The organism is Chromobacterium aquaticum (genome assembly GCF_021129195.1).
Taxonomy (GTDB): Bacteria; Pseudomonadota; Gammaproteobacteria; order Burkholderiales; family Chromobacteriaceae; genus Chromobacterium; species Chromobacterium aquaticum.
The window spans coordinates 1-26,503 of the sequence record NZ_JAJOHW010000072.1 but is presented as its reverse complement, the minus strand read 5'-3'; the positions used below and the strand labels follow the sequence as shown (position 1 = coordinate 26,503).

Genomic DNA, 26,503 nt, shown 5'->3' with positions numbered 1-26,503 from the left:
TTATCCTGGCTGTCCCTGCTGAAAAACGCCCGCGCTTGCGGGCGTTTTTCATTGCCTGCCAAACAAGGCCAGCGCTTGTTGCCGTTGGACGGCATGGTCAACGATGGGTGTAGGATAGTCGCGCCCAAGCACAAAGCCGTCCGGTAATTGTTTCGCCAGCCAGGGTGCGTGGATCGCCTGATCATCCAGTTGCGCCAGCTCAGGCAGATAGCGCCGGATGAAGCGGCCTGCGGGGTCGAATTTTTGCGATTGGGCCACCGGGTTGAAAATCCGGAAGTAGGGCTGGGCATCGCAGCCGGTGGAGGCCGCCCATTGCCAGCCGCCATTGTTCGACGCCAGGTCGAAATCCAGCAGCTTTTCCGCGAAATAGCGTTCCCCCAGACGCCAGTCGATCAGCAAATCCTTGACCAGGAAACTGGCAGCGACCATCCGCAGCCGGTTGTGCATATAGCCGGTTTGATTCAACTGTCTCATCGCCGCATCAATCAGCGGATAGCCGCTTAGTCCTTTCTGCCAGCTTTCCAGCCAATCTTGGCGATTGGGATAAGCCAGGTCGCGATATTGTGGCTTGAAACTGTGTTCGGCGACCTCGGGAAAGTGCCAGAGCAGTTGTTGATAGAATTCCCGCCAGATCAATTCCTTCAGCCAGCAAGCCGCGCCTTCGCTGCCGTCAAAGCAGGCGAACTGAACCAGTTGGCGTATCGACACCGTTCCGAAGCGCAAGTGAGTGGACAGATAGGACACTCCCTTTACTGCGGGATAGTCCCTTTGCTCATGGTAGCGCTGAATGCGCTGTTGGCAGAAATCGGCCAGTAACTCCGCCGCACCGGACATGCCTGGCCTCAACAGGCAGGGTTCGACCTGGGTAAAGCCCAGTTCGATCAGGTTGGGCATGGCTGGAACGCCCGCCGGTGCGCGCAGCCTCCCGGCCAGCGGCGGCACCTCCCGTGACTGGCTATGGTAGGGCGTCAACCTTTTCAGCCAGGCATTGCAATAGGGCGTGAACACGGTGAAAGGCTTGCCGCCGCCGGTGAGCAATTCGTCTTTGGCGAAGATGACTTGGTCTTTGCATTGGCGCAGCTCCTTGCCCTGAGCGCTCAGGATGGCCGCGATACCCTGGTCGCGCTGGCGCGCATAAGGCTCGTAGTCCTCATTGGCGTAAACCGTATCGGCGTCCAACTGTATGGCGAGCCTGGGAATGATGGCTTGCGGTTCTCCGGTCTCGCACCACAAATCACCGCCTGCCGCGCGCAGTAGGTCGCGAATTTCTAGCAAGGAGTGCCAGATGAAGCCTAGACGTCGGTCCGAAGAGGGAAGGGAGACCAGGACATTGGTGTCGAAAATGAAAACGCATTGCACAGGATGGCCTGCGGCCAGGGCTTGTTGCAGGGCATGGTTGTCTTCCAACCGCAAATCGCGTCGGAACCAATAAAGTGAGGACTTGCTCATGGTTGTGGATGGTGCGGTGTGATTGTCTGACAATGAATGGTCCATTTTATTTGCGATGATCTGTTGTTTTTTTGCAATAAACTTTGGCTTGTGTTGTGTATTTGCATCTTGCAAGCCGTCCGGCTGTGCTTTGTAGGCTATGTGAAACAATGTGTTAGCCACTGTGTGTTGTTTTTTTGCTTGGTTTTTTGTCGAAAGTGCATGCTGTTTTTGTTTTTTCGCAACGCTGGTCTTATATTGAGGCTAGCAATCACCGGAGCATATCGGTGACACATAAATGTCCGGATTCTCTGGCCTTAGAACTAGCGAAATCAACAGGACAATATCAACTGACTTGAAAGGAACTGCAATGAACAAGACGCATATCGCTCTTGCAATCGCCGCCCTGATGCCGGCCGCCGCCGCGATGGCCGACGTTACCATCTATGGTGAAATCCGTGGCGGTTACGAGTACAACAAGACCTACAATTCCAGTGCTGGGGTTGATGCCAATGGCAAGCCGCAAGGCACCTCCCAAATCAACGACTGGACTTCCCGCATCGGCTTCAAGGGCAATGAAGATCTGGGCAATGGCCTGAAGGCGATCTGGCAGGTGGAAAACCGCGTGCATATCGACGGCACCAACGGCAACAAGAATGGTAGCTCCAGTGATAGCTTCGCCACCCGCGATAGCTTCATCGGCTTGGCCGGCGACAATTGGGGTAAAGTCCGTTTGGGTCGCTTGTCCAACTACGCCAACGACATGATGGAACAAGTGGATCCTGGCTTCTACAGTGATGAGAGTGTCGGCGGTCTGGGTATGTTCACCCGGTTGGATGGTCGTCAAAACAACTCGATCCGTTACGACAGTCCGAATTGGTATGGCTTCAGCTTTGCCTTCCTGTATGGTGCAGATGAAAATCGCAAGATTGACCCGAATAGCGGTTCGCGCACCAACAATCAGACCTGGAACTTGGGTCTGAGCTACGAAAACTCCGGCTTCTTCGGCAAGTACAACTACCAGAACTGGGGTGATGCAGACAAGCGTGGCGGAGTTAAGAATTGGCATCGCTTGGAGGCTGGTTACAACGCCAATAATCTGTATGTGGCTTTGGGCTATCAACAGATTGAGGGCTACCTGGCCACCTCCACAACTGGTGGTGTAACGACGTTCACGGATGATGCTGGTGTGGTTTACAACGTAAATGCTTTGAATGCTTACGCTAAGTCTGCCAATGCGCAAATAACCGCAGCTTCTTTTGATACGACTCAGCGAATCAAAACCAAGGAAGCCGCTTTGACTGTGGGCTATACCTTTGGCTCTCTGACCCCGTATTTCTCCTATGTCAAAGGTTATGACGTCAGCGTTGGCGGTAATAACTTCTCGAACTCGGGCTATGATCAGTTCGTGTTGGCGCTGGATTACTCCTTGTCCAAGCGGACCGACGTCTACACTTCCTATGGTAATGTGAAGTGGAAAGATGGCGCGCTGGCTAGGGAAAACAGCTTCGGCCTGGGCTTGGTGCATCGCTTCTAAGTCAGCCTGAGTTTGATCTTGAAAGGACTGCTACGGCAGTCCTTTTTTATTTTGGCGCAACGAAGCTTTGAATTGTCCTGCTCCGGGATTTAAGTCAAAGTGCCCCCCACATTTTGCATATAATGTTGTAACGGCGGCTTTGTTGTCTTGAGGGGGCTGGGTTCTGGCTCCGTTTCGGTCGCCGCATCGTCAATTCTGTCCTTTAGGTAGGTTGCAAGCGTATGGAAGCTTCGGCGGGAATTTCCGGTTTGGGTCGAGCCCTGGTGCAAAACAATATGTTGCTGCAGCAGGATGCCGACGCGATTCTGCGGCAGTCGCTGGCATCGCATATCAGCTTTGTCGAGCAGCTGATCCAGAGCAAGAAGATGAATGCCCAGGAAATTGCGATGTTCGCGTCCAAGACCTTCGGCTATCCCTTGCTGGACATGTCCGCCGTCGATCTGGAGCAACTGCCCAAGGGCTTGGTAGATGACGAATTGATCGCCAGCCGACGGTTGTTGCCCTTGCTCAAGCGCGGCAACAAGCTCTACGTCGGCACCTCGGACCCTACCCAGACCTCGGCCTATCACGCGATCACCTTCAAAACCGGCATGACGGTGGAAGTGGTGGTGGTGGAGGACGACAAGCTGGGCAAGATGCTCGGCAAGTACAACGAGGACGCCACCGCCGCGATCAAGGCATTGGAGAACGAGGATTTCGGCGATCTCGAGTTTGCCGATCCTGACGCGCCGGCAGAGAGTGGCGCGCAGCCGGACGTGGATGATGCGCCAGTGGTCAAGTTCATCCACAAGGTATTGCTGGACGCGATCAATGGTGGCGCATCCGATATTCATTTCGAACCGTACGAGAAGTTCTATCGCATCCGCTATCGGGTGGATGGCGTGCTGAAAGAGGTATCGCAGCCGCCCCTGGTGTTGAAGGAAAAGATCGCCTCGCGGATCAAGGTCATTTCCAAGCTGGACATCTCGGAAAAGCGGGTGCCGCAGGATGGCCGGATGAAGTTGGTGATCTCCAAGGCACGCGCGATCGACTTCCGGGTCAGCACTTTGCCCACCTTGTATGGCGAGAAGATCGTGATGCGTATCCTGGATTCGTCGGCGGCGAACCTGGACATCGAGCAACTGGGCTTCGAACCGGAACAGAAGCGCTTGCTGCTGGACGCGATTGCGCGCCCCTATGGCATGGTGCTGGTCACCGGGCCAACCGGCAGCGGTAAAACGGTGTCCTTGTACACCTGCCTCAATCTGCTGAACAAGCCGGATATCAATATCGCCACCGCCGAGGACCCGGTGGAAATCAACTTGCCGGGCATCAACCAGGTCAACGTCAATGAAAGGGCCGGTCTGACTTTCGCCTCGGCCTTGAAAGCCTTTCTACGTCAGGATCCGGACGTGATCATGGTGGGGGAGATCCGGGATTTCGAAACCGCCGACATCGCGATCAAGGCGGCGCAGACCGGTCACATGGTGTTCTCCACCCTGCACACCAATAATGCGCCGGCCACGCTGACGCGGATGTTGAACATGGGGGTGGCGCCGTTCAATATCGCCAGCTCGGTGTTGTTGATCATGGCGCAGCGCCTGGCGCGACGCCTGTGCGCGCATTGCAAGAAGCCGGCGGATATCCCCGAGGCAGCGCTGCTGCGCGCCGGCTTCAAGAAAGAAGAGCTGGATGGCAGCTGGAAGCCGTATGCGCCGGTGGGCTGCGAAGAGTGCCGCAATACCGGTTATCGCGGCCGTACCGGCATCTACGAAGTGATGCCGATCACCGATGCGATGACGCGGCTGATCATGCAGAATGGCACCGCCATCGACATCGCCGACTTGGCGCGGCAGGAGGGCATGGTGGATCTGCGCCACGCCGGCCTGCTCAAGGTCAAGGCCGGGCTGACCTCGCTGACCGAGATCGAGGCGGTAACCAATGAATAAGCATGAGATTAGGGATCCAGCCGCGCTTGATCGGCGGCTCTGAAAGCTTGGAATAAGAAAGAGGCCATGGAATGGCAGTCACGGTAGCGAAAAAAGCGACGCCGGGCTTTGTCTGGGAATGGGAAGGCAAGGACAGGGCGGGCAAGGCGATACGCGGGGAATTGCGGGCGGAGTCCGAGGCGGTGGCCAAGACCCAGCTGCGGCGTCAGGGCATCAACGTCGTCAAGATCAAGCGTCGGCGCGCCGGTTTCGGCAAGCGCATCACGGAGAAGGACATCACCTTGTTCACGCGGCAGCTGGCGACCATGATGCGCGCCGGCGTGCCGCTGCTGCAGGCATTTGACATCGCCGCCAAGGGGCATAGCAATCCAGCGGTGACCAAGATGTTGCTGGAGGTGCGCGCGGATGTGGAAACCGGCTTGTCGTTGGCGGAGGCTTTCCGCAAGCGTCCGCTGTACTTCGACAAGCTGTTCTGCAACATCATCGCCGCCGGTGAAACCGGCGGGGTGCTGGACTCCTTGCTGGAAAAGCTGGCCACCTATAAGGAAAAGGTGATGGCGATCAAAGGCAAGATCAAGTCGGCGTTGATTTATCCGTCGGCCATTGTCGGCACCGCCTTGATCATCACCGCCGTCATCATGATTTACGTGATTCCGGCCTTCAAGGATCTGTTCTCCAGCTTTGGCGCCAATCTGCCGGCGCCGACGCTATTCGTGATCTGGCTATCGGATGGCTTCGTCCATTACTGGTGGTTGATTTTCGGGGTGATTTTCGGTGGCCTGTTCGGTTTTCTGTATGCGTTCAAGCGCACGCCCAAGCTGCAGGAAAAGCTGGATCGCGTGCTATTGCGGCTGCCGGTGATCGGCGACATTATCCGCAAGGCCACCATCGCGCGCTGGGCGCGCACCCTGTCCACCTTGTTCGCCGCCGGCGTGCCCTTGGTGGAGGCGCTGGATTCTGTGGGCGGCGCCTCCGGCAATCAGGTTTACGCTGACGCCACCAAGCGCATTCAAAGCGATGTCAGCGCCGGCTCCAGCCTGAATTATTCGATGCAGCGCACGGATCTGTTCCCCAATATGGTGTTGCAAATGACTTCGATCGGCGAGGAGTCCGGCTCGCTGGACCAGATGCTGGACAAGGTGGCGGATTTCTACGAAGAAGAAGTCGACAATGCGGTGGCCGCGCTGTCCAGCTTGCTGGAACCGGCCATCATGGTGATTCTGGGGGTGTTGATCGGCGGCTTGATCATTGCGATGTATATGCCGATTTTCAAGATGGGGCAGGTGGTTGGATGATAGATGAGTGGCGCTGGATTGCCGGCGCGTATCCCTTGGCTTTTGCCGGCGTGGTGCTGGTGTTGGGTTTGTTGCTGGGCAGTTTTCTGAACGTAGTCATTCATCGCTTGCCCAAGATGTTGGAGGCCGAGTGGCGCAGGAATTGCGTCGATTGCTTGCAACAGGGAGAGGCGGAGGAGGCCGAGGCTTACAATTTACTGAGGCCGGCTTCGCATTGTCCGCAGTGCCGGGCCGAAGTGCGGCCGTGGCAGAACATCCCCTTGTTGAGCTTCGTGCTGTTGCGCGGACGCTGTGGCGGTTGCCAGGCCAAGATCAGCTGGCGTTATCCGGCGGTGGAGCTGTTGACCGGCTTGGCGTTCGCCTTCCTGGCCTGGCGCTACGGCTGGTCCGCGCAATTGCCTGCCTATATGGCGCTGAGCGCGGTGTTGCTGGCCTTGGCCTTTATCGACGTGGACACGCAGCTGTTGCCGGATAATCTGACCCTGCCCCTGCTATGGGGCGGCTTGCTGTTCAATCTGCTGACCGGCACCGTTCCGCTGGCGGAAGCGGTGATAGGCGCGATGGCGGGCTATTTGAGTTTGTGGCTGTTGTTTCACGGCTTCAAGCTGGCCACGGGCAAGGAGGGCATGGGTTACGGCGATTTCAAGCTGCTGGCGGCGCTGGGCGCATGGCTGGGATGGACCTTGCTGCCATTGGTGATCCTGCTGTCGTCGTTGGTGGGGGCGCTGGTGGGCGTAGGCTTGATCCTGCTGGCCAAGCACGGTCGTGGCCAACCCTTGCCGTTTGGCCCCTATCTTGCCATCGCCGGCTGGGTCGCGCTGATCTGGGGGCCGGGCATAGTGAATTGGTATTTGCATGGCTATTAAAGTTGTGGGACTGACCGGAGGCATCGGTTCCGGCAAGAGCGCCGCGGCAGACCGTTTCGCCGAACTGGGCGTGCCCGTGATCGATACCGACCGCATCGCGCATGAGCTGACTGGGCCGCAAGGCGCGGCGATGCCGGCCTTGGTGGCGGAGTTCGGTGCCGGCGCGATGCGCGCCGACGGCGCTTTGGATCGCGCCTGGATGCGCGAGCGGGTATTTGCCGATGCCGATAGCCGCCAGCGCCTGGAGGGTGTGCTGCATCCTATGATCCGCCAGGAAAGCATTGCGCGGCTCGCGGCGGCGCACGGCGCCTATAGAGTGCTGGTGGTGCCCTTGCTGTTCGAGTCCGGGCATTATCTGCCCTTGTTGGCGCGTACTTTATTGGTGGATTGCGATGAAGCCATCCAGATTGAGCGGGTGATGCAGCGTAATGGCCTGGATGAGGCCGCGGTGCGCGCGATCATGGCGGCGCAATGCTCGCGCGCGCAGCGGCGCGCGCAAGCCGACGATATAATTTGTAATAATGACAGCTTGGCTGCATTGAGGCTTCAAGTCGACGCCAAACACGATTATTATCTTGCCAGCCTAGCCGATAGACCATAACCGGGCTCTCGCGAGCCAAGCAGAAGGGCCGATGCGCCGTGATCAGTTTTGAGTTTCCCGTCACCGAGCGAACCCGCATCCTGCTCCGCCTGGAGCATCTCTACGCACGCCTGGGGCATTTCATTGGCAAGGATCATCCCTATGACCATCATGCGGCGCTGCTGGTGTTGTTCGAGCTGATGGAAACCGCCTCGCGCGCCGACTTGAAGGCGGATCTGTTACAGGAGCTGGAGCGGCAGAAGCAGATGTTGGAAGCGCTGCGCGAGAATCCGCAGGTAGCGGAGGAAACTTTGGAAGGCGTGCTGGAAGATATCGAGCACGCGTCCAGCCGGTTGTTGGCCTTGACCGGAAAGTTCGGCCAGCACCTGCGCGAGAATGAATGGCTGATGGCGATCAAGCAGCGCGCGGGCATTCCCGGAGGCACCTGCCAGTTCGATCTACCGTCCTACCACCTATGGCAGCAAAAAACGGCGGAGGTGCGGCGTCAGGACATCAAACGCTGGGCCACGCCGCTGATGCCGACCGCCGAGGCCGCGGGCATCCTGCTGACCTTGCTGCGCGACAGCGGCAAGACTCACCACTATGTGGCGCGTCGCGGCGTGTTCCAGCAGATGTCGGGCGGGAAGGTGGTGCAACTGATCCGCGTCGCCTATGATGGCGGCCTGGAGTTGCTGCCCGAGCTGTCCGCCAACAAATACGCGCTCAATATCCGCTTCGTCAGCGCGGTGACCGGGGAGTCCCGGCCGCGTCAGACCGAGCAGGATGTCGAATTTCACCTGACCAATTGCAAGTTCTGACCGGCTTTTGCCGATCTGTAGCCAAGTTTTGAGAAGCCATGTCTGATTCTGTTCGCGTTGTCGCCTGTCCCACCTGCCGCGCCCCGGTGCGCTGGGAACCGCAAAGCCAGTTCCGCCCGTTCTGCAGCAAGCGCTGCCGTCTGATCGATTTGGGCGAGTGGGCGACGGAAAGCTATCGGGTGCCGGCGCAGGAAGAGTCGCCGAGCGAGGCGAGCCGCGGCGAGTGAGCACCGGAGAGCCGATAAAAAAACAGGTCCCGTCAGGGACCTGTTTGTTTTTGGCTTGGACTCAGGCTCGGGCGGCCAGCGCCGCGCCCTGCGAGAAATAGCCCTTCATGCCGGTGAAAATGGCGTTGGCCATTTGCTGCTGGAAATCGCTGCTGAGCAGGCGCTGCTCCTCCTCCGGATTGGAGATGAAGGCGGTTTCCACCAGGATGGACGGAATGTCCGGCGCCTTCAGCACCGCGAAGCCGGCTTGCTCCACCGCGCTCTTGTGTAGCTTGTTGAGGCCGCCCAAATGGCCCAGCACGGTCTTGCCCAACTTCAGGCTGTCATTGATGGTAGCGGTTTGAGTCAGGTCCAGCAGGGTGTGGGCCAGGTATTTGTCCTTGCTGCCTATCTTGACGCCGCCAATCAGGTCGGCGTCGTTCTGGCTTTGCGCCAGCGCCTTGGCGAAAGCGCTGGTGGCGCCTTTTTCAGACAAGGCGAACACCGAAGAGCCGCGCGCGGCGCGGTTGGGCGCGGCATCGGCGTGAATGGAGACGAATAGATCCGCGTTCAGCTTGCGCGCCTTGGCCACCCGCACGCCCAGCGGGATGAACACGTCTTCCTCGCGGGTCATATAGGCTTTCATATTGCTTTCCGCATCGATCAGCCGTTTCAACTGCTTGCCGATGCGCAGCACCACGTCCTTTTCACGCGTGCCATTCAGACCGACGGCGCCGGGGTCTTCGCCGCCGTGGCCAGGGTCCAGCATCACGATGATGGGGCGGCCGCTGTCTTTTTTCTTGGGCTTGATCTGCGGCGCCGGTTGTTCCAGCTTGCCTTTGTTGTAGTCCTGCAGCAGCGCCAGCAAGGGATCGTCCTGCTGGCCCCCGGCTGGGTAGAGGTCCACCACCAGTCGGTGCTTGTACTCGGCCACTGGTGCCAGCGTGAAAGCCTGCGGCTTGACGTCGGCTTTCAGTTCCAGCACCAGGCGCACGGTTTCCGGATCGAACTGGCCGGCGCGAGCGGTCTTGATATAGGGGTCGGCGGCGGAAATCTGACCGCCGATGTCCTTGAGCACGCTATTGAGTTGCACGCCTTGCAGGTCTATCACCAGCCGGTTGGGGTTGGCGATGGTGAATTGCTTGTACTGGATTGCCTCGCTGGCTTCCAGCGTGATGCGGGTGTAAGTGGACGCCGGCCAGATGCGCAGGGCGACGATCTGGCTGCTGGCGGCAAAGCCGATGCGGCTCACCGACAGCATGAAGGTGGCTGCGGCCGCGCCGATCAGACGGCGGCGGAAGGGATCGAAAGTCGAATCAGGCATGACTGTCCGGTTTCAGAGTGGGCAAGTAAACGATAATTGCGACCGTTTCCGGCCACGGCTAGTTCCAGCACGATGTCGGCGCGCGGCAGCAAATCCGCTGCCTTGTCCGGCCATTCGACCAAGCACAGGCTGTCCTGACCGAAGTGTTCGCGAAAGCCCGCATCCTCCCATTCTTCCGGATCGGCGAAGCGGTACAGGTCGAAATGGTGCACGCTATAGTGAGAAAGCGGATAGCTTTCCACCAAAGTATAGGTGGGGCTTTTCACCTTGCCGGCATGGCCGAGCGCGGTCAGCAGACCGCGCGTGAAGGTGGTTTTACCGGCGCCCAGATCGCCAAGCAGGTAAACGACGAGGCCGGCTTGCGCCGCCTCGGCGAAGGCTTTGCCCAGCGCCAGGGTGGCGGTTTCATCTTCCAGGTAGCCGCAGCGAACGCTGGTATCATCCATGGCCATGACCGAAAACTCTTTACAAAAACCGGATTATCCCGAATTGGCGCGCCAAATCAAAGCCTGGGCGCGAGAATTGGGGTTTGCCGATGCCCGAATCGGTCGCGCCAGCCTGCCGCCGGAGGCCGAGCAGAAGCTGGATGCCTGGCTTGCCGCCGGCTATCACGGCGAAATGGACTATATGGCCCGCCACGGCGCGCTGCGGGTCAAACCAGCCGATCTGGTGCCCGGCACCTTGTCCATCGTGTCGCTGCGCATGCATTACTGGCCGCAAGCCCGCGATCCCGCCGAGGTGCTGGCCGATGGCGGACGCGCCTATCTATCGCGCTACGCGCTGGGGCGCGACTATCACAAGGTGCTGCGCAACCGGCTGCAGGCGCTGGCGGACCGGATCAAGCGGGAGATCGGCGATTTCGGCTACCGGGTGTTCACCGATAGCGCGCCGGTGGCCGAAGTGGCGCTGGCGGCCCAGGCCGGCCTGGGCTGGCGCGGCAAGCACACCCTGCTGTTGACCAAGAATCAGGGCTCGCTGTTCTTCCTGGGCGAGTTGTTCACCGATCTGCCCTTGCCCGAGGACGAGGCGGAAGACGGCCATTGCGGCCGCTGCACCCGCTGCATCGATGTCTGTCCCACCGCGGCCATCGTCGCGCCGTATACCGTGGACGCGCGCCGCTGCATTTCCTATCTGACGATAGAACTGAAGCGGGCGATTCCGGAGGAGATGCGGCCCTTGATCGGCAATCGCGTTTACGGCTGCGATGATTGCCAGCTGTTCTGTCCTTGGAACCGTTTCGCGGTGGACAGCGCCGAGGCCGATTTTGCGGTGCGTCATGGTCTGGACGACGTGAGCTTGCTAGAGTTGTTCGCTTGGAGCGAGGCCGAGTTCAAGCAGAAGATGGCTGGCAGCCCGATTTACCGCATCGGCTACGTCAAATGGCTGTCCAATCTGGCGGTGGGCCTGGGCAACGCGCCCACCACGCCGGAAGTGGTGGCGGGGCTGCGCGCGCGCTTGGATTTTCCCGACGAGATGGTGGCCGAGCCGGTGCGCTGGGCGCTGGCTCGGCACGGCGTCATGGGGTGACACTCAGTTTTTGCTGGGCGCCTTGACCAGGGATTCGCCTTCCAGCACCACCTTGCCGCGGACCGTGCACTGCGTTGCCAGTTTGACGAAGTGCTTGTCCGGATTCAGCTCGATCACGGTGGCGCGGGCAATCACGGTGTCGCCGATGCGCACCGGGGCCTTGAAGCGGGTGGATTGCGACAGGTAGATGGTGCCGTGGCCGGGTAGCTGGGTGCCAACAACCGTGGAAATCAGGCTGGCCGTCAGCATGCCGTGCGCGATGCGAGTCTCGAACGGTGTTTGCTCCGCGTATTCCTGATTGATGTGCACCGGGTTGTTGTCGCCGGACACCGCTGCGAACATCAGCACATCGGCTTCGGTAATGGTCTTGCCGAATTCGGCGTAATCGCCGAGCTGAAGATCTTCAAACCAGACAGTCATGACCGCTCCTGACTTGATTATGACGGGAAAATGCTGCACTGCATTGTGACAGCTTTGGGCTGAAATGCAAATTGCCGAGAAATCACGTACTATCGGCGGCAAGTTGCGTTTTTGCCACGCCGCATGCAATACATGCCAACCAAACGCTCGTTTGAATTTGTGCTTGAGGCATAATCAAGCTTGCTTCGGCAATTGCTGCTTCCGCGTTCGATCAATCCAGACGGCGGCATTTCTGAAACGGCCGCCCAATGATGGCGCGGCGGCGGCGCTAGGCCGCCCCAGGTTTCTTTAAGAGATGTCCAGAGGTTTGTTGGAGGAATATGAAAGTTCTAGTCGCTGTGAAACGCGTTGTGGATTACAACGTGAAGGTTCGGGTCAAGGCCGACGGCACTGACGTGGATATCGCCAACGTCAAGATGTCGATGAACCCGTTTGATGAAATCGCGGTGGAAGAGGCGGTGCGCCTCAAGGAAGCCGGCAAGGTCAGCGAAATCGTCGCGGTGTCGCTGGGCGTCAAGCAATGCGAGGAAACGCTGCGCACCGCGCTGGCGATGGGCGCGGATCGTGCCATCCTGGTGGAAACTGATGCCGAGCTGCAGCCGCTGGCGGTGGCCAAGCTGCTGAAAGCGGTGGCGGACAAGGAACAGCCGCAGCTCTTGATCGTCGGCAAGCAGGCGATCGACGACGACGCCAACCAGACCGGCCAGATGGTGTCGGCGCTGCTGGGCTGGGGCCAGGGCACGTTCGCGTCCAAGGTGGATTTGAGCGCTGAAACCGTGGATGTCACCCGTGAGATCGACGGCGGCCTGGAAACCGTCAAGCTGCGTCTGCCGGCGGTGGTCACCTCCGACCTGCGCCTGAACGAGCCGCGCTTCATCAAGCTGCCCAATATCATGGCCGCCAAGAAAAAGCCGCTGGACAAGACCACGACGGCTGAGTTGGGCGTGGACCCGGCTCCGCGGCTGAAGACGCTGAAGGTCGCCGAGCCCTCCAAGCGCAGCGCCGGCATCAAGGTGGCCAATGCCGCCGAGCTGGTCGCCAAACTGAAAACCGAAGCAAAGGTGCTGTAAGCCATGGCCATTCTCGTTATCGCTGAACACGACAACCAGAGCCTGAAAGCAGGCACCCTGAACACCATTACCGCCGCCGCCAAGTTGGGCGAAGTGCATGTGCTGGTGGCCGGCCACAACGCCGCCGCCGCCGCCGAGGCCGCCAAGAGCGTGGCCGGCGTCGCCAAGGTGCTGCTGGCCGACGCCGCGCACTACGCGCACGGCTTGGCTGAAAACCTGGGCGCGCTGGTGTCCGGCCTGGCCAAGAGCTACAGCCATGTGCTGGCGCCGGCGTCCTCCTTCGGCAAGAACCTGCTGCCGCGCGTGGCCGCCTTGCTGGACGTGGCGCAGATCTCCGAGATCGTCGCCGTCGAGTCCGCCGACACCTTCGTGCGGCCCATCTACGCCGGCAATGTGTTGGCCACCGTGCAATCCGTCGACCCGATCAAGGTCATCACCGTGCGCACCACTGCCTTCGACGCGGCGGGCCAGGGTGGTTCCGCCGCGGTGGAAACCGTGGCCGCGGCCGCCGACGCGCAGCTGTCCAGCTTTGTCGGCCAGGAGCTGACCAAGTCCGATCGTCCGGAACTGGGCTCGGCCAAGGTCATCGTTTCCGGCGGCCGCGCCTTGGGCTCCGAAGAGCAGTTCAAGGCGGTGATTGATCCGCTGGCGGACAAGCTCTCCGCCGCTGTCGGCGCTTCCCGCGCCGCGGTGGACGCCGGCTATGCGCCGAACGACTACCAGGTGGGTCAGACCGGAAAAGTAGTGGCGCCGCAGCTGTACTTCGCGGTCGGCATCTCCGGCGCGATCCAGCACCTGGCCGGCATGAAGGACTCCAAGGTGATCGTTGCCATCAACAAGGACGAGGAAGCGCCCATCTTCCAGGTGGCGGATTACGGCATCGTCGGCGACCTGTTCACCGTGGTGCCGGAGTTGATGGCCGAGTTGTCCAAATAATCCCGGATCCGCGCCGCGAGTTTCTCGACGGCGTGGACAGGGTTCGGCGTGCCGCACGGCCGTCGGAACAATAATATTCAGCCGGCAACGCCCGCGCGCAGTCATCGGCCCGATGCGGTCCGGACCCGTCGCGGCGCTTGCCGGCTTTTCCATGTCTGCAAATAGAAACCGATTGCCGGCCGAACCGGCGGTCCAAGCCATCCAAACACGAGGAGAAGGCGATGATTTATCAAGCACCGATCAAGGACATTCAATTCGCGCTCAACGAGCTGGCCGAACTGCCGGCCATCTGCGGCTTGCCCGGCTATGGCGAATGTTCGGTGGAACTGGTGGACGCCATTCTGGAAGAGGGCGCCAAGTTCGCCGAAGGCGTGCTGGCGCCGATCAACAAGCAGGGCGACCAGGGCGCGACATGGCGCGATGGCGAAGTCAGCGCCGCGCCCGGTTTCAAGGATGCCTGGCAGCAGTATGTCGAGGCCGGCTGGGTGGGGCTGCGCGCGCCGGAAGCCTATGGCGGTCAGGGCATGCCGGCCTTGGTGGCGGCCGCGGCCGAGGAGATGTGGTGCTCGGCCAATCTGGCGTTTTCGCTGGCGCCGCTGCTGACCCTGGGCGCGGTCGAGGCCATCCATCACCACGCGTCGGACGCACTCAAGAGTATCTATCTGCCGCGCATGTCCAGCGGTGAATGGACCGGCACCATGAATTTGACCGAGCCGCAGGCCGGCTCCGACCTGGCTCAGGTTCGCAGCAAGGCGCTGCCGCAGGCGGATGGCAGCTACCGCATCAGCGGCCAGAAAATCTTCATCACCTGGGGCGAGCACGATATGGCGGACAACATCGTCCACTTGGTGCTGGCACGGCTGCCGGACGCGCCGGCCGGGGTGAAAGGGATTTCGCTATTCATCGTGCCCAAATTCCTAGTCAACGCCGATGGCAGCCTGGGCGCGCGCAACGATGTGCGTTGCGTGTCGCTGGAGCACAAGCTGGGCATCCATGGCAGTCCCACCGCGGTGATGAGCTTCGGCGACCAGGACGGCGCGATCGGCTATCTGGTCGGTGAAGCCAATAAAGGCTTGAACTATATGTTCACCATGATGAACCACGCGCGCTTGGGCGTGGGCATTGAAGGCATGGCGGTGTCGGAGCGCGCCTACCAGAAAGCGGTGGAATACGCGCGCGAGCGGGTGCAGAGCCGCGCAGTGGGCTCGCCCGATCCCAGCGGCGTGGCCATCATCCGCCATCCTGACGTGCGCCGCATGCTGCTGACCATGCGCGCCCAAGTGGAAGCGCAGCGGGCGCTGACCTTGTATGCGGCGGCGGCGCTGGATCGCGCCGCGCGCCACCCGGTGGCCAGCGAAGCGGCGCGCAACCAGGCGCTGGTCAATTTCCTGATTCCCGTGGTCAAGGGCTGGAACACCGAGCAGGCCAATGAAATCACCAGCCTGGCGCTGCAAGTGCATGGCGGCATGGGCTATATCGAGGAAACCGGCGTCGCCCAGTATTACCGCGACGCGCGCATCACCGCGATTTACGAAGGCACCACCGGCATCCAGGCGCTGGACCTGATCGGGCGCAAGACCGCCAGCGATGGTGGCGCCACCGCGCGCGCCTTGCTGGAAGAGGCCACGGGCTGCGTGGCCAAATTGCGCGCGGCCGGGCTGGCCAGTCTGGCGGACAATCTGGATGAGGCGGTCAAGCAGGCGCGCGGCTGCGTCGATTTCATCCTGGCGACCTTCGCCGAGCAGCCGCAGCGGGCGGCCGCCGGCTCGGTGCCTTTCCTCAAGCTGATGGGCATCACCCTGGGCGGCTGGCAGATGGCTCGCGCGGCCTTGATCGCCAAGGCCAGGCTGGGTGAGGCCGAGGTGGATCAGGACTTCTTGCAGGCCAAGCTGGCCACCGCGCGTTTTTATGGCGAGCACCTGCTGCCGCAGGTGGGAGGCTTGGCCGCGGCCATCGTCGCGGGCGCGGACAGCGTGCTGGAGATGGATGAAGCCTGGTTCTGATTTGCATAGCTAGTCAGTAAAAGCCGCACTGTGAAGTGCGGCTTTTTTATTAAATGCATTTATTTTTTGAGAAAAATATAATTTGTCTTTATGTTGGTGTGGTACGGATGATGCGGTTTTTGATGGGGGCTCTCGTTGCGTTGACCTGAGTGGTTTGTTTGATTTTAAATAGTCAAGCTTTTCGGCGAGAGGTAAATGGCCAATAAAGTTTGAGTCTGCCTGAACTTATATGGTTGAGTATTTTTCACATTTAGAGGCTGTGCTAATCACAGTTTCGATATTTACCTTGCCTGTTTCTGGGGCCGTTTCTTCTTTCAATAATGCTTGAGAGTGGCTAATGAAATTCCTAATGCTGCGTTCCGCTAATTTGCCTCAGGCGTGAAATTGATTTTTATTGGCGGCCCTAAGTCGAACGGCTTGTATAAGGTGTGATTGGCTGGTGCGCTTAGAACCTGTTCAAAGTCTGCTGCGCTTCGTGAGCCGTTGCATGGTGAGTACGAGCTCAAAATGCTCATATACCACGTGTACATTCCGCTTTTTCGCTCGTTTTCGCCTTGTCTCGCCCTTGCTCGCGAGACTTTGAACAGGTTCTTAGGACTGGGAGGCCCGGTAAATCTGGATTTGGATAGGAGAGACGGTGTTGTTGGCCATATAGAGGTATCGCTGATGTGCAGTCATTTGAGTCAGTGCTCGCACGAGTGTTGCGGATAATAGGCGTGAGTCATCGTGAGGACTGCAATGCTTGAGTGCTTGTATGGCTCAAGTAGGAAGCAGATGATCAATGCTTGTTGGGCAGATGAGGGGAGGGTGGGCGATCAGCGCTTTGAATATAAACCGGGAGGAGGCGATGGCGATTGCCGAAAGAATCAGCAGCGATGCTGCAAGAGGGGCCAAAAGCCAGAGTGAAAGGAAGCAATGATGCCCAAATGGAGGATGAGGCTGGGCTTGTGGGCGGGATGGTTTGGCTTGTTTTTGTCGGTATTGGCTTTTGTCGCCAGCCTGATTTTTACGCCCGCGCTTATCGGAGCCCTGCTTGCCTTGCTTGGCGCGGCGGGCTCCATGTATGCGGGCGGTAAAAGAGTCGCAATATTGATCGTGTATTTTTCCTTTTCGACTATTCTTGTTAGTCCAGTATCGGGGTGGCTAATACCCCCCTGGCTGATCCTGCTGCTGCTTTTGCTTGGCATCGGCTTGTCTGTAGCGCTCTATTTTCATTACATAAAGAGTAAGTAGTCTCTACGATTCGTGGCAATATTGATGGGTCCGCAGGCTAGGCCATCAGGATTAGGGCGAGGATTTCCATTATCCTGTCCCGATTAAGGCGCGCGGACGGAATTGCGTCATGGGCATGCCATATGGCTGTCATTGCTCAATCATTGCTTGATGGCGACAAATTTAATGATGTTGAATTCGATATGCGATATAGTCATTTTTTGCGTTGACTGTATCTATTTGTCGTGCGAATAATTTGCTGCACAGAGCCTCAAACAAGCTGTTTTGGTGAACAGGCTGTCGTACGCGTTTGTCCGCCGAGCGGGCTGGCTTGGAGACCTTGAGACGAGACGCGCAGAGGCCGATAGCGCATCAGACGACGGCAATCGGTGCTGCACTGGGGTTTTTGGCGACTCTTTGAGAGCTCGTTCAAAGTCTCGCGAGCAAGCGCGAGACAAGGCGTTGCGGCTGAAGAAGCATACGGTAGGTGAGCATTCTGAAGATGTTTTCAACGCCCTAGCGCCGAAGCGTCGCAGACTTTGAACAAGTTCTAACAAGAGCAAGCATGCTTGGTGTGTCGTGCGGCTCCCCTTGTGGAGCTTTGCTTATCTCATATAACAGAAGCCCAAATGCATGAAGCAAGTGGTCCATTGGAGTGAAAAGGGGAAACGGTTGTTGCCGTCGGCGGCGGTGCTGGGGCGTCTGGTCGCCGCCTTGCCCTGGCTGGCGCTGGCAGGCGCCGCCGTGTGGCTGGGCACGGCCGTGGCGCCGTGGTTCGGCCCCGCCGCCAAGCAGTGGCGAGGCTTAAGCGAGCCAGCGCCGCAATCCGCCGCCGCCAAGGTGGCGATTGCGCATTGGTTTGGCGAGCCGGTGGCGCAGCAGGCGGTTGTCTTGCCGCCGGTGCGGCTGATAGGCGTGTACGCGCCGCAGGCTTCCGGCGTGCCGGGCTTCGCCGTGATCGATGACAATGGCCGCTCGGTGGCCTTGCTGCAGGGCAAGACAACGCCGGACGGCTGGGAATTGGCCCGGATCACCGCTTCCGGCGTGGTGATGCGCTCCGGCGGCAGCGAGCAGTTCGTGCCGCTGATCGAACGTGCCCCCGGTTCCGGCGGCGCTGGCGGCGTGGCTCCACCGTCCATGCCGATACCGTCCCCGGTCGCTCCTCCGTCCCAGGCTCCCGTTTCTCCCCCCGCCGTGGTTCCTGTGAATCCTGAAACCCCGCAGCAACCTGGGCTGGATTCCGCCAGCATGGTTCGCCAATAAGAAGACTGAATATATGCGTGTCCACAAACTCGTCGCCATCCTGGCCCTGGTCTACAGTTGCAATGCCGTCCTGGCCGCCGCGCCGCAGAATGACGCGGTGATGCTCAACTTCGTCAACGCCGACATCGAAACCGTGGTCAAGGCGATAGGCGAGATCACCGGCAAGAACTTCATCATCGACCCGCGGGTGAAAGGCACGGTCAACATCGTGTCCAGCAAGCCGGTGCCGCGCGCGCTGTCCTACCAGATCTTGTTGTCATCGCTGCGCTTGCAGGGCTTTTCCGCGGTGGAGGGCGGCGGCGTGGTCAAGATCGTGCCGGAGGCCGACGCCAAGCTGCACGCCAAGGCCAGCAAGGGCATTCCACGCGGCGACGGCGACCGCCTGATCACCAAGGTGTTCACGCTCAAATACGGCAACGCCAATCAGTTGGTGCCGGTGATCCGGCCCATCGTGTCGCCCAACAACACCATTGCCGCCTATCCGCAGTCCAATGCGCTGATCGTTACCGACTACGCCGACAATATCCAGCGCATCGAGTCCATCATTGATTCGATCGAAAGCGCCGCCGCTGGCGATACCGTGGTGATACCGGTGTTGTTCGGCTCCGCGGTGGAGTTGGCCGGCAGCCTGAACAAGCTGCTGCAGGACAGCGGCGCTGGCGCCGACGGCGGCAAAACTACCATTATTCCCGACGCGCGCGCCAATGTGCTGATGGTGCGCGCCGATACCCCCGGCAAGATAGGCAAGGTCAAAAGCCTGCTCAAGCTGCTGGATCAGCCCAGTCAGGCCGGCGCCAATGTGCGCGTGGTCTATCTGAAAAACGCCGAGGCCGGCAAGGTGGCGCAGACGCTGCGCGCCTTGATGACCGGCGACGCCGGCCCGCTGCAGGGGCGCACCGCGGTGTCGACCAATGGCGGCTCCAGTTCCAGCTTGTTGAACCAAAGCAGCTCGAGCAGTGGCTCCAGCGCTTCGTCCGCGTCTTCGTCCAGCGCCGCGCAGGCGGCCAGCCCGGTGGGCGGCGACAGCGCGGCCAGCGGCAGCAGCAGCGGCGCCGGCGGCGGCGGCTCCATGATCCAGGCCGATCCCACCAATAACGCGCTAATCCTGAACGTGCCGGACGCGATGTACCAGAATCTGCGCAATGTCATCGACCTGCTGGACAAACGCCGCGCCCAAGTGCTGGTGGAAGCGTTGGTGGTGGAGGTGGCCGCGCAGCGGGCGATGGAGCTGGGCGTGCAATGGCAGGCGCTGGGCGCGCTCAATGGCAACGGCGCCGGCGTGTTCGGTGGCACCAACTTCCCCGGCAACAGCGGCCCCGGCATCATCGGCTTGTCCGGCGGCGCGCTGGCCGGCGGCACCGCCGCCACGCCGCTGGGCACTCTGGCCGGCTCCGGCGGCCTGAACGTGGGCTGGGTCAAGGGCACGGTCAATATTCCCGGCATCGGCACCGTGCTGAACATGGGTGCGCTGGCCAAGGCGATGGAAACCGAGGTGGGCGGCAACATCGTGTCCAGCCCGTCCTTGATGGCGATGGACAATGAGAAGGCCAAGATCCAGATCGGCCAGGAAGTGCCCATTCTGACCGGCCAGTACAGCAATACCGGCGGCAGCAGCGGCGGCGCGGTCAATCCCTTCCAGACCTATGACCGCAAGACCATAGGCTTCAACCTGGAAATCACGCCGCAGATTTCCGAAGGCGGTTCCATCCGCATGAAGATTCTGCAGGAAGCGTCCACCATCGTGCCGGGCACCGAGAAGAACCCGCAAGGGCCGACTACCAACAAACGCCTGATCGAGACCATCGCCAATGTCGACGACAGCGGCATCATCGCCATCGGCGGCCTGCTGCAGGAAACGGTGAGCGACAATGAGAGCAAGGTGCCGCTGCTGGGCGACATCCCGTGGCTGGGCGCTTTGTTCCGCTACAGCAACAAGCAGCGCAACAAGACCAATCTGATGATCTTCATCAAGCCCACCATCATTCGCGATGATCTGGGCGCGCGTTCCATCGCCACCGATCGTTACAACTACATCATCGGCGAGGGCCAAAAGGTCGAGAAGGAAAAGCTGCAGATGAACTTGGATTCGGCGCTGAAATCGCTGCCGGAGGGCGGTATCCGCTCCACGCTGGAGCAGAGCCTGAAGGCGCAGCCGAAATGAACAAGCCCAAGCTGTCGCCGACGCTGGCCTTTCCGTTCGCGCGCGCCAACGGCGTGATCCTGCTGGACGGGGAGAGCGGCCGCCATCTGCTGCTGCGCGAGGACTGCCGGCCCGAGGCCTGGGCCGAAGTGTTGCGTCTGCACGGCCAGGGCTTGTCCGGCATCGAGACGCTGGAAGCGGCGCTGTTCGACAAGCGCCTGTCCGAGCACTACGCCAACCGCGACGGCGCGGCGGCCGAGGTGGTGGACGATATCGGCCAGGACCTGGACCTGACCCAGATGGTGGAGTCCTTGCCGACGGTGGAGGATTTGCTGGAAAGCGAGGGCGACGCGCCCATCATCCGCATGATCAACGCCTTGCTGACCCAGGCGCTGCGCGACGGCGCCTCCGACATCCACATCGAGGCCTTCGAAGACCGCTCGGTGGTGCGCTTTCGCCTGGACGGCTCGCTGCGCGACGTGGTCAGCCCGCATCGCGCCTTGCACGCGGCCATGGTGTCGCGGATCAAGATCATGGCCAATCTCGACATCGCGGAAAAACGCATTCCGCAGGACGGCCGCATCTCGCTGCGCCTGGGCGGCCGCCCGGTGGATGTGCGGGTGTCCACCCTGCCCACCAGCCACGGCGAGCGCGTGGTGCTGCGCCTGCTGGACAAGGAAAACGCCCGTCTCGACCTGGCCACGCTGGGCATGGCGGCGGACACTCTGCAGGCGGTGGACAAGGTGATCCGCCAGCCGCACGGCATTCTGCTGGTCACCGGCCCCACCGGCTCGGGCAAGACCACCACCTTGTACGCGGCGCTGTCCCGCCTGGACGCCCAGCACACCAATATCATGACGGTGGAAGACCCGGTGGAGTATCACCTGGACGGCGTGGGTCAGACCCAGGTCAATCCGCGCATCGACATGAGTTTCGCCAAGGCGCTGCGCGCGATTCTGCGTCAGGATCCTGATGTGGTGATGATAGGCGAGATCCGCGACCTGGAAACCGCGCAGATCGCGGTGCAGGCCTCGCTGACCGGCCACCTGGTGCTGGCCACGCTGCACACCAACGACGCCGCCTCGGCGGTGACGCGCTTGGTGGACATGGGCGTCGAACCCTTCCTGCTGGCGTCCAGCCTGCTGGGGGTGATGGCGCAGCGCCTGGTGCGCCGGCTGTGCCCGCAGTGCAAGGCGCCGCATCCGGTGCCGTTGGAAGGCGCGGCGGATACCCCGCATTACCGGCCGGTGGGCTGCCCGGTCTGCGGCCATTCCGGCTACAAGGGGCGCTACGGCGTCTATGAGCTGCTGCTGGTCGACGATGCGCTGCAGCGCCTGATCCACGACCGCGCCTCGGAACAGAAAATGCGCGATCACGCCGCCCGCCATGGCATGCGCTCGCTGCGCGACGACGGCCTGCGCTGGGTCAAGGCCGGCGAGACCTCGCTGGAAGAAATCATGCGGGTGACGAGAAACTGATGGCCGCCTTCCGTTTCACCGCGCTCAATCCCGCCGGCAAGGAGCAGAAAGGCCTGCTCGAGGCCGATTCCGCGCGCGCCGCGCGCAGCCAGCTGCGTGAGCGCGGCCTGCTGCCGGTGGAGGTGGAAAGCGTCAACGCCAAGAGCGGCGACGCCGGCAGCATCGCCTTGCGCCGCGGCCTGCCGCGCGCGGAGCTGGTGATGATCACCGAACAGCTGTCCACCTTGCTCAACGCCGGCCTGCCGCTGGAAAAGGCGCTGACCGCGGTGACCGAGCAGTGCGAGCATCCGCGCAGCCGCACCGTGCTGGCTGCCTTGCGCAGCGACATCCTGGAAGGCAAGAGCTTCGCCCAGGCGCTGGCCGCCGCGCCCGGCGTGTTTTTTCCGCTGTATCGTTCCCTGGTCCAGGCTGGCGAACAGTCCGGCCATCTCGACACCGTGATGGCGCGCTTGGCCGAATACCTGGACAAGCGCCAGAACACCCAGCAGAAAGTGATGCTGGCGATGGCCTATCCGGCGGTGGTTACCGTGGTGGCCATCCTGGTGGTGGCCGGCCTGATGAGCTATGTGGTGCCGCAGGTGGTCAGCGTGTTCGCCCAGACCAAGCAGACCTTGCCCTTCCTGACCCGGGCGCTGGTGGCCGCCAGCGATTTTCTGCGCCAGTGGGGCGTCGCGCTGCTGGTCGGCATCGTCGCCGCGCTGTTCCTGACCGTGCGTGCTCTGCGCGCGCCGGCGCTGAAGCGGCGCTTCCATGCCCGGCTGCTGAAACTGCCGGTGTTCGGCCGGCTGCTGCGCGCGCTCAACACCGCGCGCATGGCCAGTACCCTGTCCATCCTGGTGGGCAGCGGCGTGCCGCTGCTGACCGCGCTGGAAACGGCGCGCGGGCTGATGACGCTGCTGCCGATGCAGGACGCGGTCAGCGAGGCGATGGCCAAGGTGCGCGAAGGCGTGGCGTTGTCGCGCGCGCTGCACGCCACCCGCCAATTCCCGCCGGTGCTGATTCATCTGATCGGCAGCGGCGAATCCAGCGGCACGCTGGCCCATATGCTGGACCGCGCCGCCCAGCAGCAGGAGCAGGAAGTCGAGCGCAAGCTCGCCACCTTCACCACGCTGATGGAGCCGCTGCTGATCCTGTTCATGGGCGGCATGGTCTTGTTGATCGTGCTGGCCATCATGATGCCCATCATCGACATGAACCAGATGGTGCATTGATTTTTTGCGGAAAGAAGCACGGCAATGTCTCACAAGGCGGTTTTGCAGCAATGGGTGTTGGAAGCGTTGGCCGCGCACGGCGGCAAGGCGGAGCGGCTGACGGTGGCCAAGCATATCTGGCACGCGCATCAGCGCGAGCTGGAAGGCACCGAATTGTTTTACACCTGGCAGTACGATATGAGCTGGGCGGCGGCGGAGCTGAGAAAGCTCGGCCAATTGAAGCCGGCCAATGCCGGCCCGTCCGGCGTGTGGGCGCTGTCCGGCGACGGCCCCTCGCTGTTTTAACCCTGAACATATGGCAGTAGGAGCAGATATGCGACACCTTTCCCAAGCGGCCCAACGCGGCTTCACCCTGATCGAAATCATGGTCGTGATCGTGATCCTCGGCGTGCTGGCGGCACTGGTGGTGCCCAAGGTGATGAGCCGCCCGGACGAGGCGCGCGCCGTCGCCGCCAAGCAGGACTTGGGCGCCTTGAGCCAGGCCCTGAAGCTGTACCGCCTGGACAACGGCCGCTATCCCAGCAGCGACCAGGGCCTGCAGGCGCTGGTGCAGAAACCGAGCTCGGCGCCGGAACCGAAAAACTGGAAACCGGGCGGTTATCTGGAGCGCCTGCCCAAGGACCCGTGGGGCAATCCCTACCAGTACGCGAATCCGGGCACCCACGGCGAGATCGACATCTGGAGCTTCGGCGCCGACGGCGAGCCGGGCGGCGAGGGCGTGGACGCCGATATCGGCAACTGGGACGTAGTCAAGTAAGGTTGGCTCGCCGATGACTTCCTCCGTGCCGGCGCGCGGCTTCACCCTGATAGAAGTGATGGTGGTGATGCTGATCATCGGGGTGCTGGCCACCACGGTGACGCTGAGCATGCGGCCGGACACCCATCGCCAGGCCTCGGACGAGGCCTATCGGCTGGCACGGGTGCTGGAACAGGCGGCGGACGCCGCCGAAATGGGCGATCCGCTGGCGTTGGTGGCCGACGCCAAGGGCTACGGCTTTCGCCGTCGCGGCGACAACGGCGACTGGGGCGGCGCCAACGACGAACTGTTGGCCGACCGCTTGTGGCCGGAAGGCATCCATGGCGGGGCCCTGCTGCTGGACGGCCAGCCCTGGCCGGTGGGTCGGCCGCTGCCGCTGTGGCAGGACGGCCGCGCCAACGCGCTGGCGCTGGAAATCAAGACCGACACCCGCCGGCTGGCGGTGACACTGTCGCCGCTGGGGCGCAGCCAGGTGGACGAAGGCCAATGAGATGCGTGCGCGGGTTTACGCTGTTTGAGGTGCTGGTGGCGCTGGCCATCATCGCCGTGGCCTTGGGCGCGCTGCTGCGCGCCACCGGCCTGGCCGCCGACAATGGCGAAGGCATGAAGCGCCGGATGCAGGCGGCCTGGGAAGCGCAGAACATGATCGCGCTGATGCAGGCGCGCCGGGAATGGCCGGAAGTGGGCGAGCAGGCGGGAGAGCTGGAAGACGACGGTGCGCGCTGGCGTTGGCAGCGTGTGATCAGCCAGACTCCGAACCCCAATTTCCGCAAAGTGGTGGTGCGGGTGCTGGCCCAGAGCGACAGCCGTTACGTGCTGGCCGAGATGACCGGTTATCTGCGCATGAACGCCGGAGGCGGCTCGTGATGCGCGGCCGGCAGGACGGGATGACCTTGATCGAGATCCTGGTGGCGATGAGCTTGCTCGCCATCCTGTCGGTGCTCGGCTACAAGGCCTTCGGCTCCTTGCTGATTTCGCGCGAACGCCTGATGCAGACCAGCCAGCAATGGGTGGACGCGGCGCGCGCGTTCCGGCGGCTGGAAGGCGATCTGAGCGGCCAGGTGCCGGCGCCGACGCAAGGCCAGGGGCCCAGCCTCGGCGCCAGCCAGCTGCTGTTGCAAAGCGATGGCGACGGCCAGACGCTGACCTTGCAGAATTTTTCCGCTCGCTATCCCGGCGGCGAGGAGCGCATCAGCTACCGCGCCGGCGCGCAAGGGCTCAGTTGGGCCGCCGGCGACGCCCAGGGCGCGGCGCCGACCGCGTACACGCTGCTGGGCAAGGATGCCGCGGTGCGTTGGCGCGTGCTGCTAGACGACGGCAATTGGCTGGACAACTGGCCGCCGCGCGAGGCTAGTCCCTCGCGCAGCCCGCGCGCGCTGGAAATGCGCATCCGCATGCCGGGCAATGAATGGGCGAAACGGATATGGGCATTGCCATGAAGTCGGGGCCGCGCGGGAAGCAACAAGGCATGGCGGTGATCATGGCCTTGCTGATCGTGGCGCTGGCCACCACCGCGGCCTCGCTGGTGTTGTGGCAGCAAGGCCTGTGGTGGCATCAGCTCGACAACGACCGCAATCGCGCCCAGCTGAGGCTGGTGGCCGACGCCGGTCTGGGCTGGGCGATGGAAATCCTGCGCTTCAACAACGGCGCGGCCGGCAACGGCGTGGTGGCCTTGTCCCAGCTGTGGGCGCAGCCGCTGCCGCAGACCGAGGCCCAGGGCGTGACCGTGGCCGGGCAGTTGAGCGATCTGCAAGGGCGCTTCAATCTGAATTCGCTGGTGCAGAACGGCCAGCCCAATGCGCGGCAGCTGGTGTTCTACAAGCGGCTGCTGACCACGCTGGGCCTGCCTACCCGTTTGTCCGATCCGCTGGTCAAGCAGTTGCGCGGCGGCAAGGACCAGGACGAGGCCAGCCAGCCCGCAGGCGAAAGCCGGCTGCCGGAGCCGGGCGCGGCGGCGCCGGGCCATCCGCTGCTGCGAGTGGAAATGCTGCGCTGGGTGCCGGGCTATACCCCGGAGGTGTTGGACAAGCTGCTGCCGCATGTTGCGGCGCTGCCGGCGGAGGTCAGTCAGATCAATATCAACACCGCCACGCCGGCGGTGATGAAAACGCTGTTGCCGGGGGTCGGCGACGGCAATCTGCTGGTGCTGCTCAACCAGCGCAAGGTCAATTACTACAAGGACGCCAATGATTTCAAGGCGCGGCTGCCGGCGCCCGGCATCATCGCCGACACCGATATCGCGGCGGCCTCGAATTATTTCATGCTGGACAGCTCGGCGCGGCTGGAACGCGCGCGCCTGGACATGCGGGCGCTGATCTACAGCAATATGAACGTGGTGAAGGCGCTGTGGCGGCAAGACGGCGCCGGGCGGCCGCAGCCGGCCAGGGGAAATGGAAACCAGAATGACAACGCTTAGATTGTATTTGCGGGCTGGCTGGCCCGATAGCGAACCGGGCCTGCCCTGGGCCTTGCTGGGCGCGCGTGGCGAAGTCAGCGCCCAGGGC

26 protein-coding genes are annotated in these 26,503 nt (G+C 61.7%); 22 read left to right on the top strand and 4 right to left on the bottom strand.

Annotated elements, in window-relative coordinates; all coding sequences use genetic code 11:
* Positions 1-48 precede the first annotated feature (48 nt).
* Positions 49-1,611 carry a cryptochrome/photolyase family protein gene (locus LQT98_RS11520; protein ID WP_331282545.1) on the bottom strand — a complete coding sequence of 521 codons (1,563 nt, stop codon included), beginning with the start codon at positions 1,609-1,611 and terminating at the stop codon, positions 49-51.
* 187 nt (positions 1,612-1,798) lie between these two features.
* Here LQT98_RS11520 and LQT98_RS11515 point away from each other — a divergent pair, with 187 nt between their 5' ends.
* The 7 genes from LQT98_RS11515 to yacG all read left to right on the top strand — a co-directional run bounded on the left by LQT98_RS11515 (position 1,799) and on the right by yacG (position 8,679).
* Positions 1,799-2,965 carry a porin gene (locus LQT98_RS11515; RefSeq protein ID WP_048409538.1) on the top strand — a complete coding sequence of 389 codons (1,167 nt, stop codon included), beginning with the start codon at positions 1,799-1,801 and terminating at the stop codon, positions 2,963-2,965.
* A 221-nt stretch (positions 2,966-3,186) separates the two neighbouring features.
* On the top strand, positions 3,187-4,893 hold the full coding sequence (gene pilB / locus LQT98_RS11510) for a type IV-A pilus assembly ATPase PilB (RefSeq protein ID WP_048409539.1): 1,707 nt from the start codon (positions 3,187-3,189) through the stop codon (positions 4,891-4,893).
* A 71-nt stretch (positions 4,894-4,964) separates the two neighbouring features.
* Positions 4,965-6,188: a type II secretion system F family protein gene (locus LQT98_RS11505; protein ID WP_048409540.1), complete on the top strand. Its 1,224-nt coding sequence runs from the start codon at positions 4,965-4,967 to the stop codon at positions 6,186-6,188.
* Positions 6,185-7,054 carry a prepilin peptidase gene (locus tag LQT98_RS11500; protein WP_231462447.1) on the top strand — a complete coding sequence of 290 codons (870 nt, stop codon included), beginning with the start codon at positions 6,185-6,187 and terminating at the stop codon, positions 7,052-7,054. Before LQT98_RS11505 ends, LQT98_RS11500 begins: the two co-directional genes overlap by 4 nt.
* Positions 7,044-7,655, top strand: coding sequence for a dephospho-CoA kinase (coaE, locus tag LQT98_RS11495; protein ID WP_231462446.1), 612 nt, complete (start codon positions 7,044-7,046; stop codon positions 7,653-7,655). Before LQT98_RS11500 ends, coaE begins: the two co-directional genes overlap by 11 nt.
* A 38-nt stretch (positions 7,656-7,693) precedes the next feature.
* Complete coding sequence (gene zapD, locus LQT98_RS11490; protein WP_048409543.1) at positions 7,694-8,452, top strand: cell division protein ZapD; 759 nt, start codon at positions 7,694-7,696, stop codon at positions 8,450-8,452.
* Between the two features lie 38 nt (positions 8,453-8,490).
* Positions 8,491-8,679 carry a DNA gyrase inhibitor YacG gene (yacG, locus tag LQT98_RS11485; RefSeq protein WP_048409544.1) on the top strand — a complete coding sequence of 63 codons (189 nt, stop codon included), beginning with the start codon at positions 8,491-8,493 and terminating at the stop codon, positions 8,677-8,679.
* 61 nt (positions 8,680-8,740) lie between these two features.
* Here the strand turns inward: yacG and LQT98_RS11480 are convergent, their stop codons facing one another.
* Both LQT98_RS11480 and tsaE read right to left on the bottom strand, forming a co-directional pair.
* Complete coding sequence (locus LQT98_RS11480; protein ID WP_048409545.1) at positions 8,741-9,982, bottom strand: N-acetylmuramoyl-L-alanine amidase; 1,242 nt, start codon at positions 9,980-9,982, stop codon at positions 8,741-8,743.
* On the bottom strand, positions 9,943-10,428 hold the full coding sequence (tsaE, locus tag LQT98_RS11475; RefSeq protein ID WP_369799204.1) for a tRNA (adenosine(37)-N6)-threonylcarbamoyltransferase complex ATPase subunit type 1 TsaE: 486 nt from the start codon (positions 10,426-10,428) through the stop codon (positions 9,943-9,945). Before tsaE ends, LQT98_RS11480 begins: the two co-directional genes overlap by 40 nt.
* On the opposite strand from tsaE, the gene queG reads away from it, so the two are divergent.
* Positions 10,427-11,509 carry a tRNA epoxyqueuosine(34) reductase QueG gene (gene queG, locus LQT98_RS11470; protein ID WP_331282544.1) on the top strand — a complete coding sequence of 361 codons (1,083 nt, stop codon included), beginning with the start codon at positions 10,427-10,429 and terminating at the stop codon, positions 11,507-11,509. The genes tsaE and queG overlap by 2 nt on opposite strands.
* A gap of 3 nt (positions 11,510-11,512) precedes the next feature.
* Here the strand turns inward: queG and LQT98_RS11465 are convergent, their stop codons facing one another.
* Positions 11,513-11,929 (bottom strand): MaoC family dehydratase, encoded by a 417-nt coding sequence (locus tag LQT98_RS11465; RefSeq protein WP_231462445.1) that lies wholly within the window; start codon positions 11,927-11,929, stop codon positions 11,513-11,515.
* Between the two features lie 320 nt (positions 11,930-12,249).
* On the opposite strand from LQT98_RS11465, the gene LQT98_RS11460 reads away from it, so the two are divergent.
* The 14 genes from LQT98_RS11460 to gspK all read left to right on the top strand — a co-directional run bounded on the left by LQT98_RS11460 (position 12,250) and on the right by gspK (position 26,415).
* A complete protein-coding gene (locus LQT98_RS11460; RefSeq protein ID WP_231462443.1) occupies positions 12,250-12,999 on the top strand; it encodes an electron transfer flavoprotein subunit beta/FixA family protein in 750 nt (249 codons plus the stop codon).
* A 3-nt stretch (positions 13,000-13,002) separates the two neighbouring features.
* The gene (locus tag LQT98_RS11455; protein WP_231462442.1) at positions 13,003-13,935 is read left to right on the top strand and encodes an electron transfer flavoprotein subunit alpha/FixB family protein; all 933 of its coding nucleotides are present in this window, start codon (positions 13,003-13,005) and stop codon (positions 13,933-13,935) included.
* Positions 13,936-14,156: 221 nt separating this feature from the next.
* Complete coding sequence (locus tag LQT98_RS11450) at positions 14,157-15,938, top strand: acyl-CoA dehydrogenase C-terminal domain-containing protein (protein WP_231462441.1); 1,782 nt, start codon at positions 14,157-14,159, stop codon at positions 15,936-15,938.
* 915 nt (positions 15,939-16,853) lie between these two features.
* The gene (locus LQT98_RS11445; protein ID WP_231462440.1) at positions 16,854-17,171 is read left to right on the top strand and encodes a hypothetical protein; all 318 of its coding nucleotides are present in this window, start codon (positions 16,854-16,856) and stop codon (positions 17,169-17,171) included.
* Positions 17,172-17,783: 612 nt separating this feature from the next.
* The gene (locus tag LQT98_RS11440; protein ID WP_231462439.1) at positions 17,784-18,413 is read left to right on the top strand and encodes a hypothetical protein; all 630 of its coding nucleotides are present in this window, start codon (positions 17,784-17,786) and stop codon (positions 18,411-18,413) included.
* Between the two features lie 13 nt (positions 18,414-18,426).
* Positions 18,427-20,574 carry a type II secretion system secretin GspD gene (gspD, locus tag LQT98_RS11435; RefSeq protein ID WP_231462438.1) on the top strand — a complete coding sequence of 716 codons (2,148 nt, stop codon included), beginning with the start codon at positions 18,427-18,429 and terminating at the stop codon, positions 20,572-20,574.
* Positions 20,571-22,031 (top strand): type II secretion system ATPase GspE, encoded by a 1,461-nt coding sequence (gspE, locus tag LQT98_RS11430; RefSeq protein ID WP_231462437.1) that lies wholly within the window; start codon positions 20,571-20,573, stop codon positions 22,029-22,031. Before gspD ends, gspE begins: the two co-directional genes overlap by 4 nt.
* Positions 22,031-23,242, top strand: a complete 1,212-nt coding sequence (gene gspF, locus LQT98_RS11425; protein ID WP_048409556.1) for a type II secretion system inner membrane protein GspF — start codon at positions 22,031-22,033, stop codon at positions 23,240-23,242. The genes gspE and gspF overlap by 1 nt, the downstream gene beginning before the upstream one ends.
* 24 nt (positions 23,243-23,266) lie before the next feature.
* The gene (locus LQT98_RS11420; protein ID WP_048409557.1) at positions 23,267-23,527 is read left to right on the top strand and encodes a hypothetical protein; all 261 of its coding nucleotides are present in this window, start codon (positions 23,267-23,269) and stop codon (positions 23,525-23,527) included.
* A 28-nt stretch (positions 23,528-23,555) separates the two neighbouring features.
* Positions 23,556-23,999 carry a type II secretion system major pseudopilin GspG gene (gene gspG / locus LQT98_RS11415; RefSeq protein WP_082150993.1) on the top strand — a complete coding sequence of 148 codons (444 nt, stop codon included), beginning with the start codon at positions 23,556-23,558 and terminating at the stop codon, positions 23,997-23,999.
* 13 nt (positions 24,000-24,012) lie between these two features.
* A complete protein-coding gene (locus LQT98_RS11410) occupies positions 24,013-24,489 on the top strand; it encodes a type II secretion system protein (protein ID WP_231462436.1) in 477 nt (158 codons plus the stop codon).
* On the top strand, positions 24,486-24,866 hold the full coding sequence (gene gspI, locus LQT98_RS11405; protein WP_231462435.1) for a type II secretion system minor pseudopilin GspI: 381 nt from the start codon (positions 24,486-24,488) through the stop codon (positions 24,864-24,866). The genes LQT98_RS11410 and gspI overlap by 4 nt, the downstream gene beginning before the upstream one ends.
* Positions 24,866-25,438: a type II secretion system protein GspJ gene (locus LQT98_RS11400; protein WP_231462434.1), complete on the top strand. Its 573-nt coding sequence runs from the start codon at positions 24,866-24,868 to the stop codon at positions 25,436-25,438. Before gspI ends, LQT98_RS11400 begins: the two co-directional genes overlap by 1 nt.
* A gap of 29 nt (positions 25,439-25,467) precedes the next feature.
* Entirely contained in the window at positions 25,468-26,415 is a 948-nt protein-coding gene (gene gspK / locus LQT98_RS11395; protein ID WP_231462433.1) for a type II secretion system minor pseudopilin GspK, read from the top strand.
* The last annotated feature ends 88 nt before the right edge of the window (positions 26,416-26,503 follow it).

Coding starts and splice junctions, on each gene's coding strand:
- LQT98_RS11515 (WP_048409538.1), top strand. CDS start 1,799: ATGAACAAGACGCATATCGCTCTTGCAATCGCCGCCCTGATGCCGGCC.
- pilB (WP_048409539.1), top strand. CDS start 3,187: ATGGAAGCTTCGGCGGGAATTTCCGGTTTGGGTCGAGCCCTGGTGCAA.
- LQT98_RS11505 (WP_048409540.1), top strand. CDS start 4,965: ATGGCAGTCACGGTAGCGAAAAAAGCGACGCCGGGCTTTGTCTGGGAA.
- LQT98_RS11500 (WP_231462447.1), top strand. CDS start 6,185: ATGATAGATGAGTGGCGCTGGATTGCCGGCGCGTATCCCTTGGCTTTT.
- coaE (WP_231462446.1), top strand. CDS start 7,044: ATGGCTATTAAAGTTGTGGGACTGACCGGAGGCATCGGTTCCGGCAAG.
- yacG (WP_048409544.1), top strand. CDS start 8,491: ATGTCTGATTCTGTTCGCGTTGTCGCCTGTCCCACCTGCCGCGCCCCG.
- LQT98_RS11480 (WP_048409545.1), bottom strand. CDS start 9,982: ATGCCTGATTCGACTTTCGATCCCTTCCGCCGCCGTCTGATCGGCGCG.
- queG (WP_331282544.1), top strand. CDS start 10,427: ATGGCCATGACCGAAAACTCTTTACAAAAACCGGATTATCCCGAATTG.
- tsaE (WP_369799204.1), bottom strand. CDS start 10,428: ATGGATGATACCAGCGTTCGCTGCGGCTACCTGGAAGATGAAACCGCC.
- LQT98_RS11465 (WP_231462445.1), bottom strand. CDS start 11,929: ATGACTGTCTGGTTTGAAGATCTTCAGCTCGGCGATTACGCCGAATTC.
- LQT98_RS11460 (WP_231462443.1), top strand. CDS start 12,250: ATGAAAGTTCTAGTCGCTGTGAAACGCGTTGTGGATTACAACGTGAAG.
- LQT98_RS11455 (WP_231462442.1), top strand. CDS start 13,003: ATGGCCATTCTCGTTATCGCTGAACACGACAACCAGAGCCTGAAAGCA.
- LQT98_RS11450 (WP_231462441.1), top strand. CDS start 14,157: ATGATTTATCAAGCACCGATCAAGGACATTCAATTCGCGCTCAACGAG.
- LQT98_RS11445 (WP_231462440.1), top strand. CDS start 16,854: ATGATGCCCAAATGGAGGATGAGGCTGGGCTTGTGGGCGGGATGGTTT.
- LQT98_RS11440 (WP_231462439.1), top strand. CDS start 17,784: ATGAAGCAAGTGGTCCATTGGAGTGAAAAGGGGAAACGGTTGTTGCCG.
- gspD (WP_231462438.1), top strand. CDS start 18,427: ATGCGTGTCCACAAACTCGTCGCCATCCTGGCCCTGGTCTACAGTTGC.
- gspE (WP_231462437.1), top strand. CDS start 20,571: ATGAACAAGCCCAAGCTGTCGCCGACGCTGGCCTTTCCGTTCGCGCGC.
- gspF (WP_048409556.1), top strand. CDS start 22,031: ATGGCCGCCTTCCGTTTCACCGCGCTCAATCCCGCCGGCAAGGAGCAG.
- LQT98_RS11420 (WP_048409557.1), top strand. CDS start 23,267: ATGTCTCACAAGGCGGTTTTGCAGCAATGGGTGTTGGAAGCGTTGGCC.
- gspG (WP_082150993.1), top strand. CDS start 23,556: ATGCGACACCTTTCCCAAGCGGCCCAACGCGGCTTCACCCTGATCGAA.
- LQT98_RS11410 (WP_231462436.1), top strand. CDS start 24,013: ATGACTTCCTCCGTGCCGGCGCGCGGCTTCACCCTGATAGAAGTGATG.
- gspI (WP_231462435.1), top strand. CDS start 24,486: ATGAGATGCGTGCGCGGGTTTACGCTGTTTGAGGTGCTGGTGGCGCTG.
- LQT98_RS11400 (WP_231462434.1), top strand. CDS start 24,866: ATGCGCGGCCGGCAGGACGGGATGACCTTGATCGAGATCCTGGTGGCG.
- gspK (WP_231462433.1), top strand. CDS start 25,468: ATGGCGGTGATCATGGCCTTGCTGATCGTGGCGCTGGCCACCACCGCG.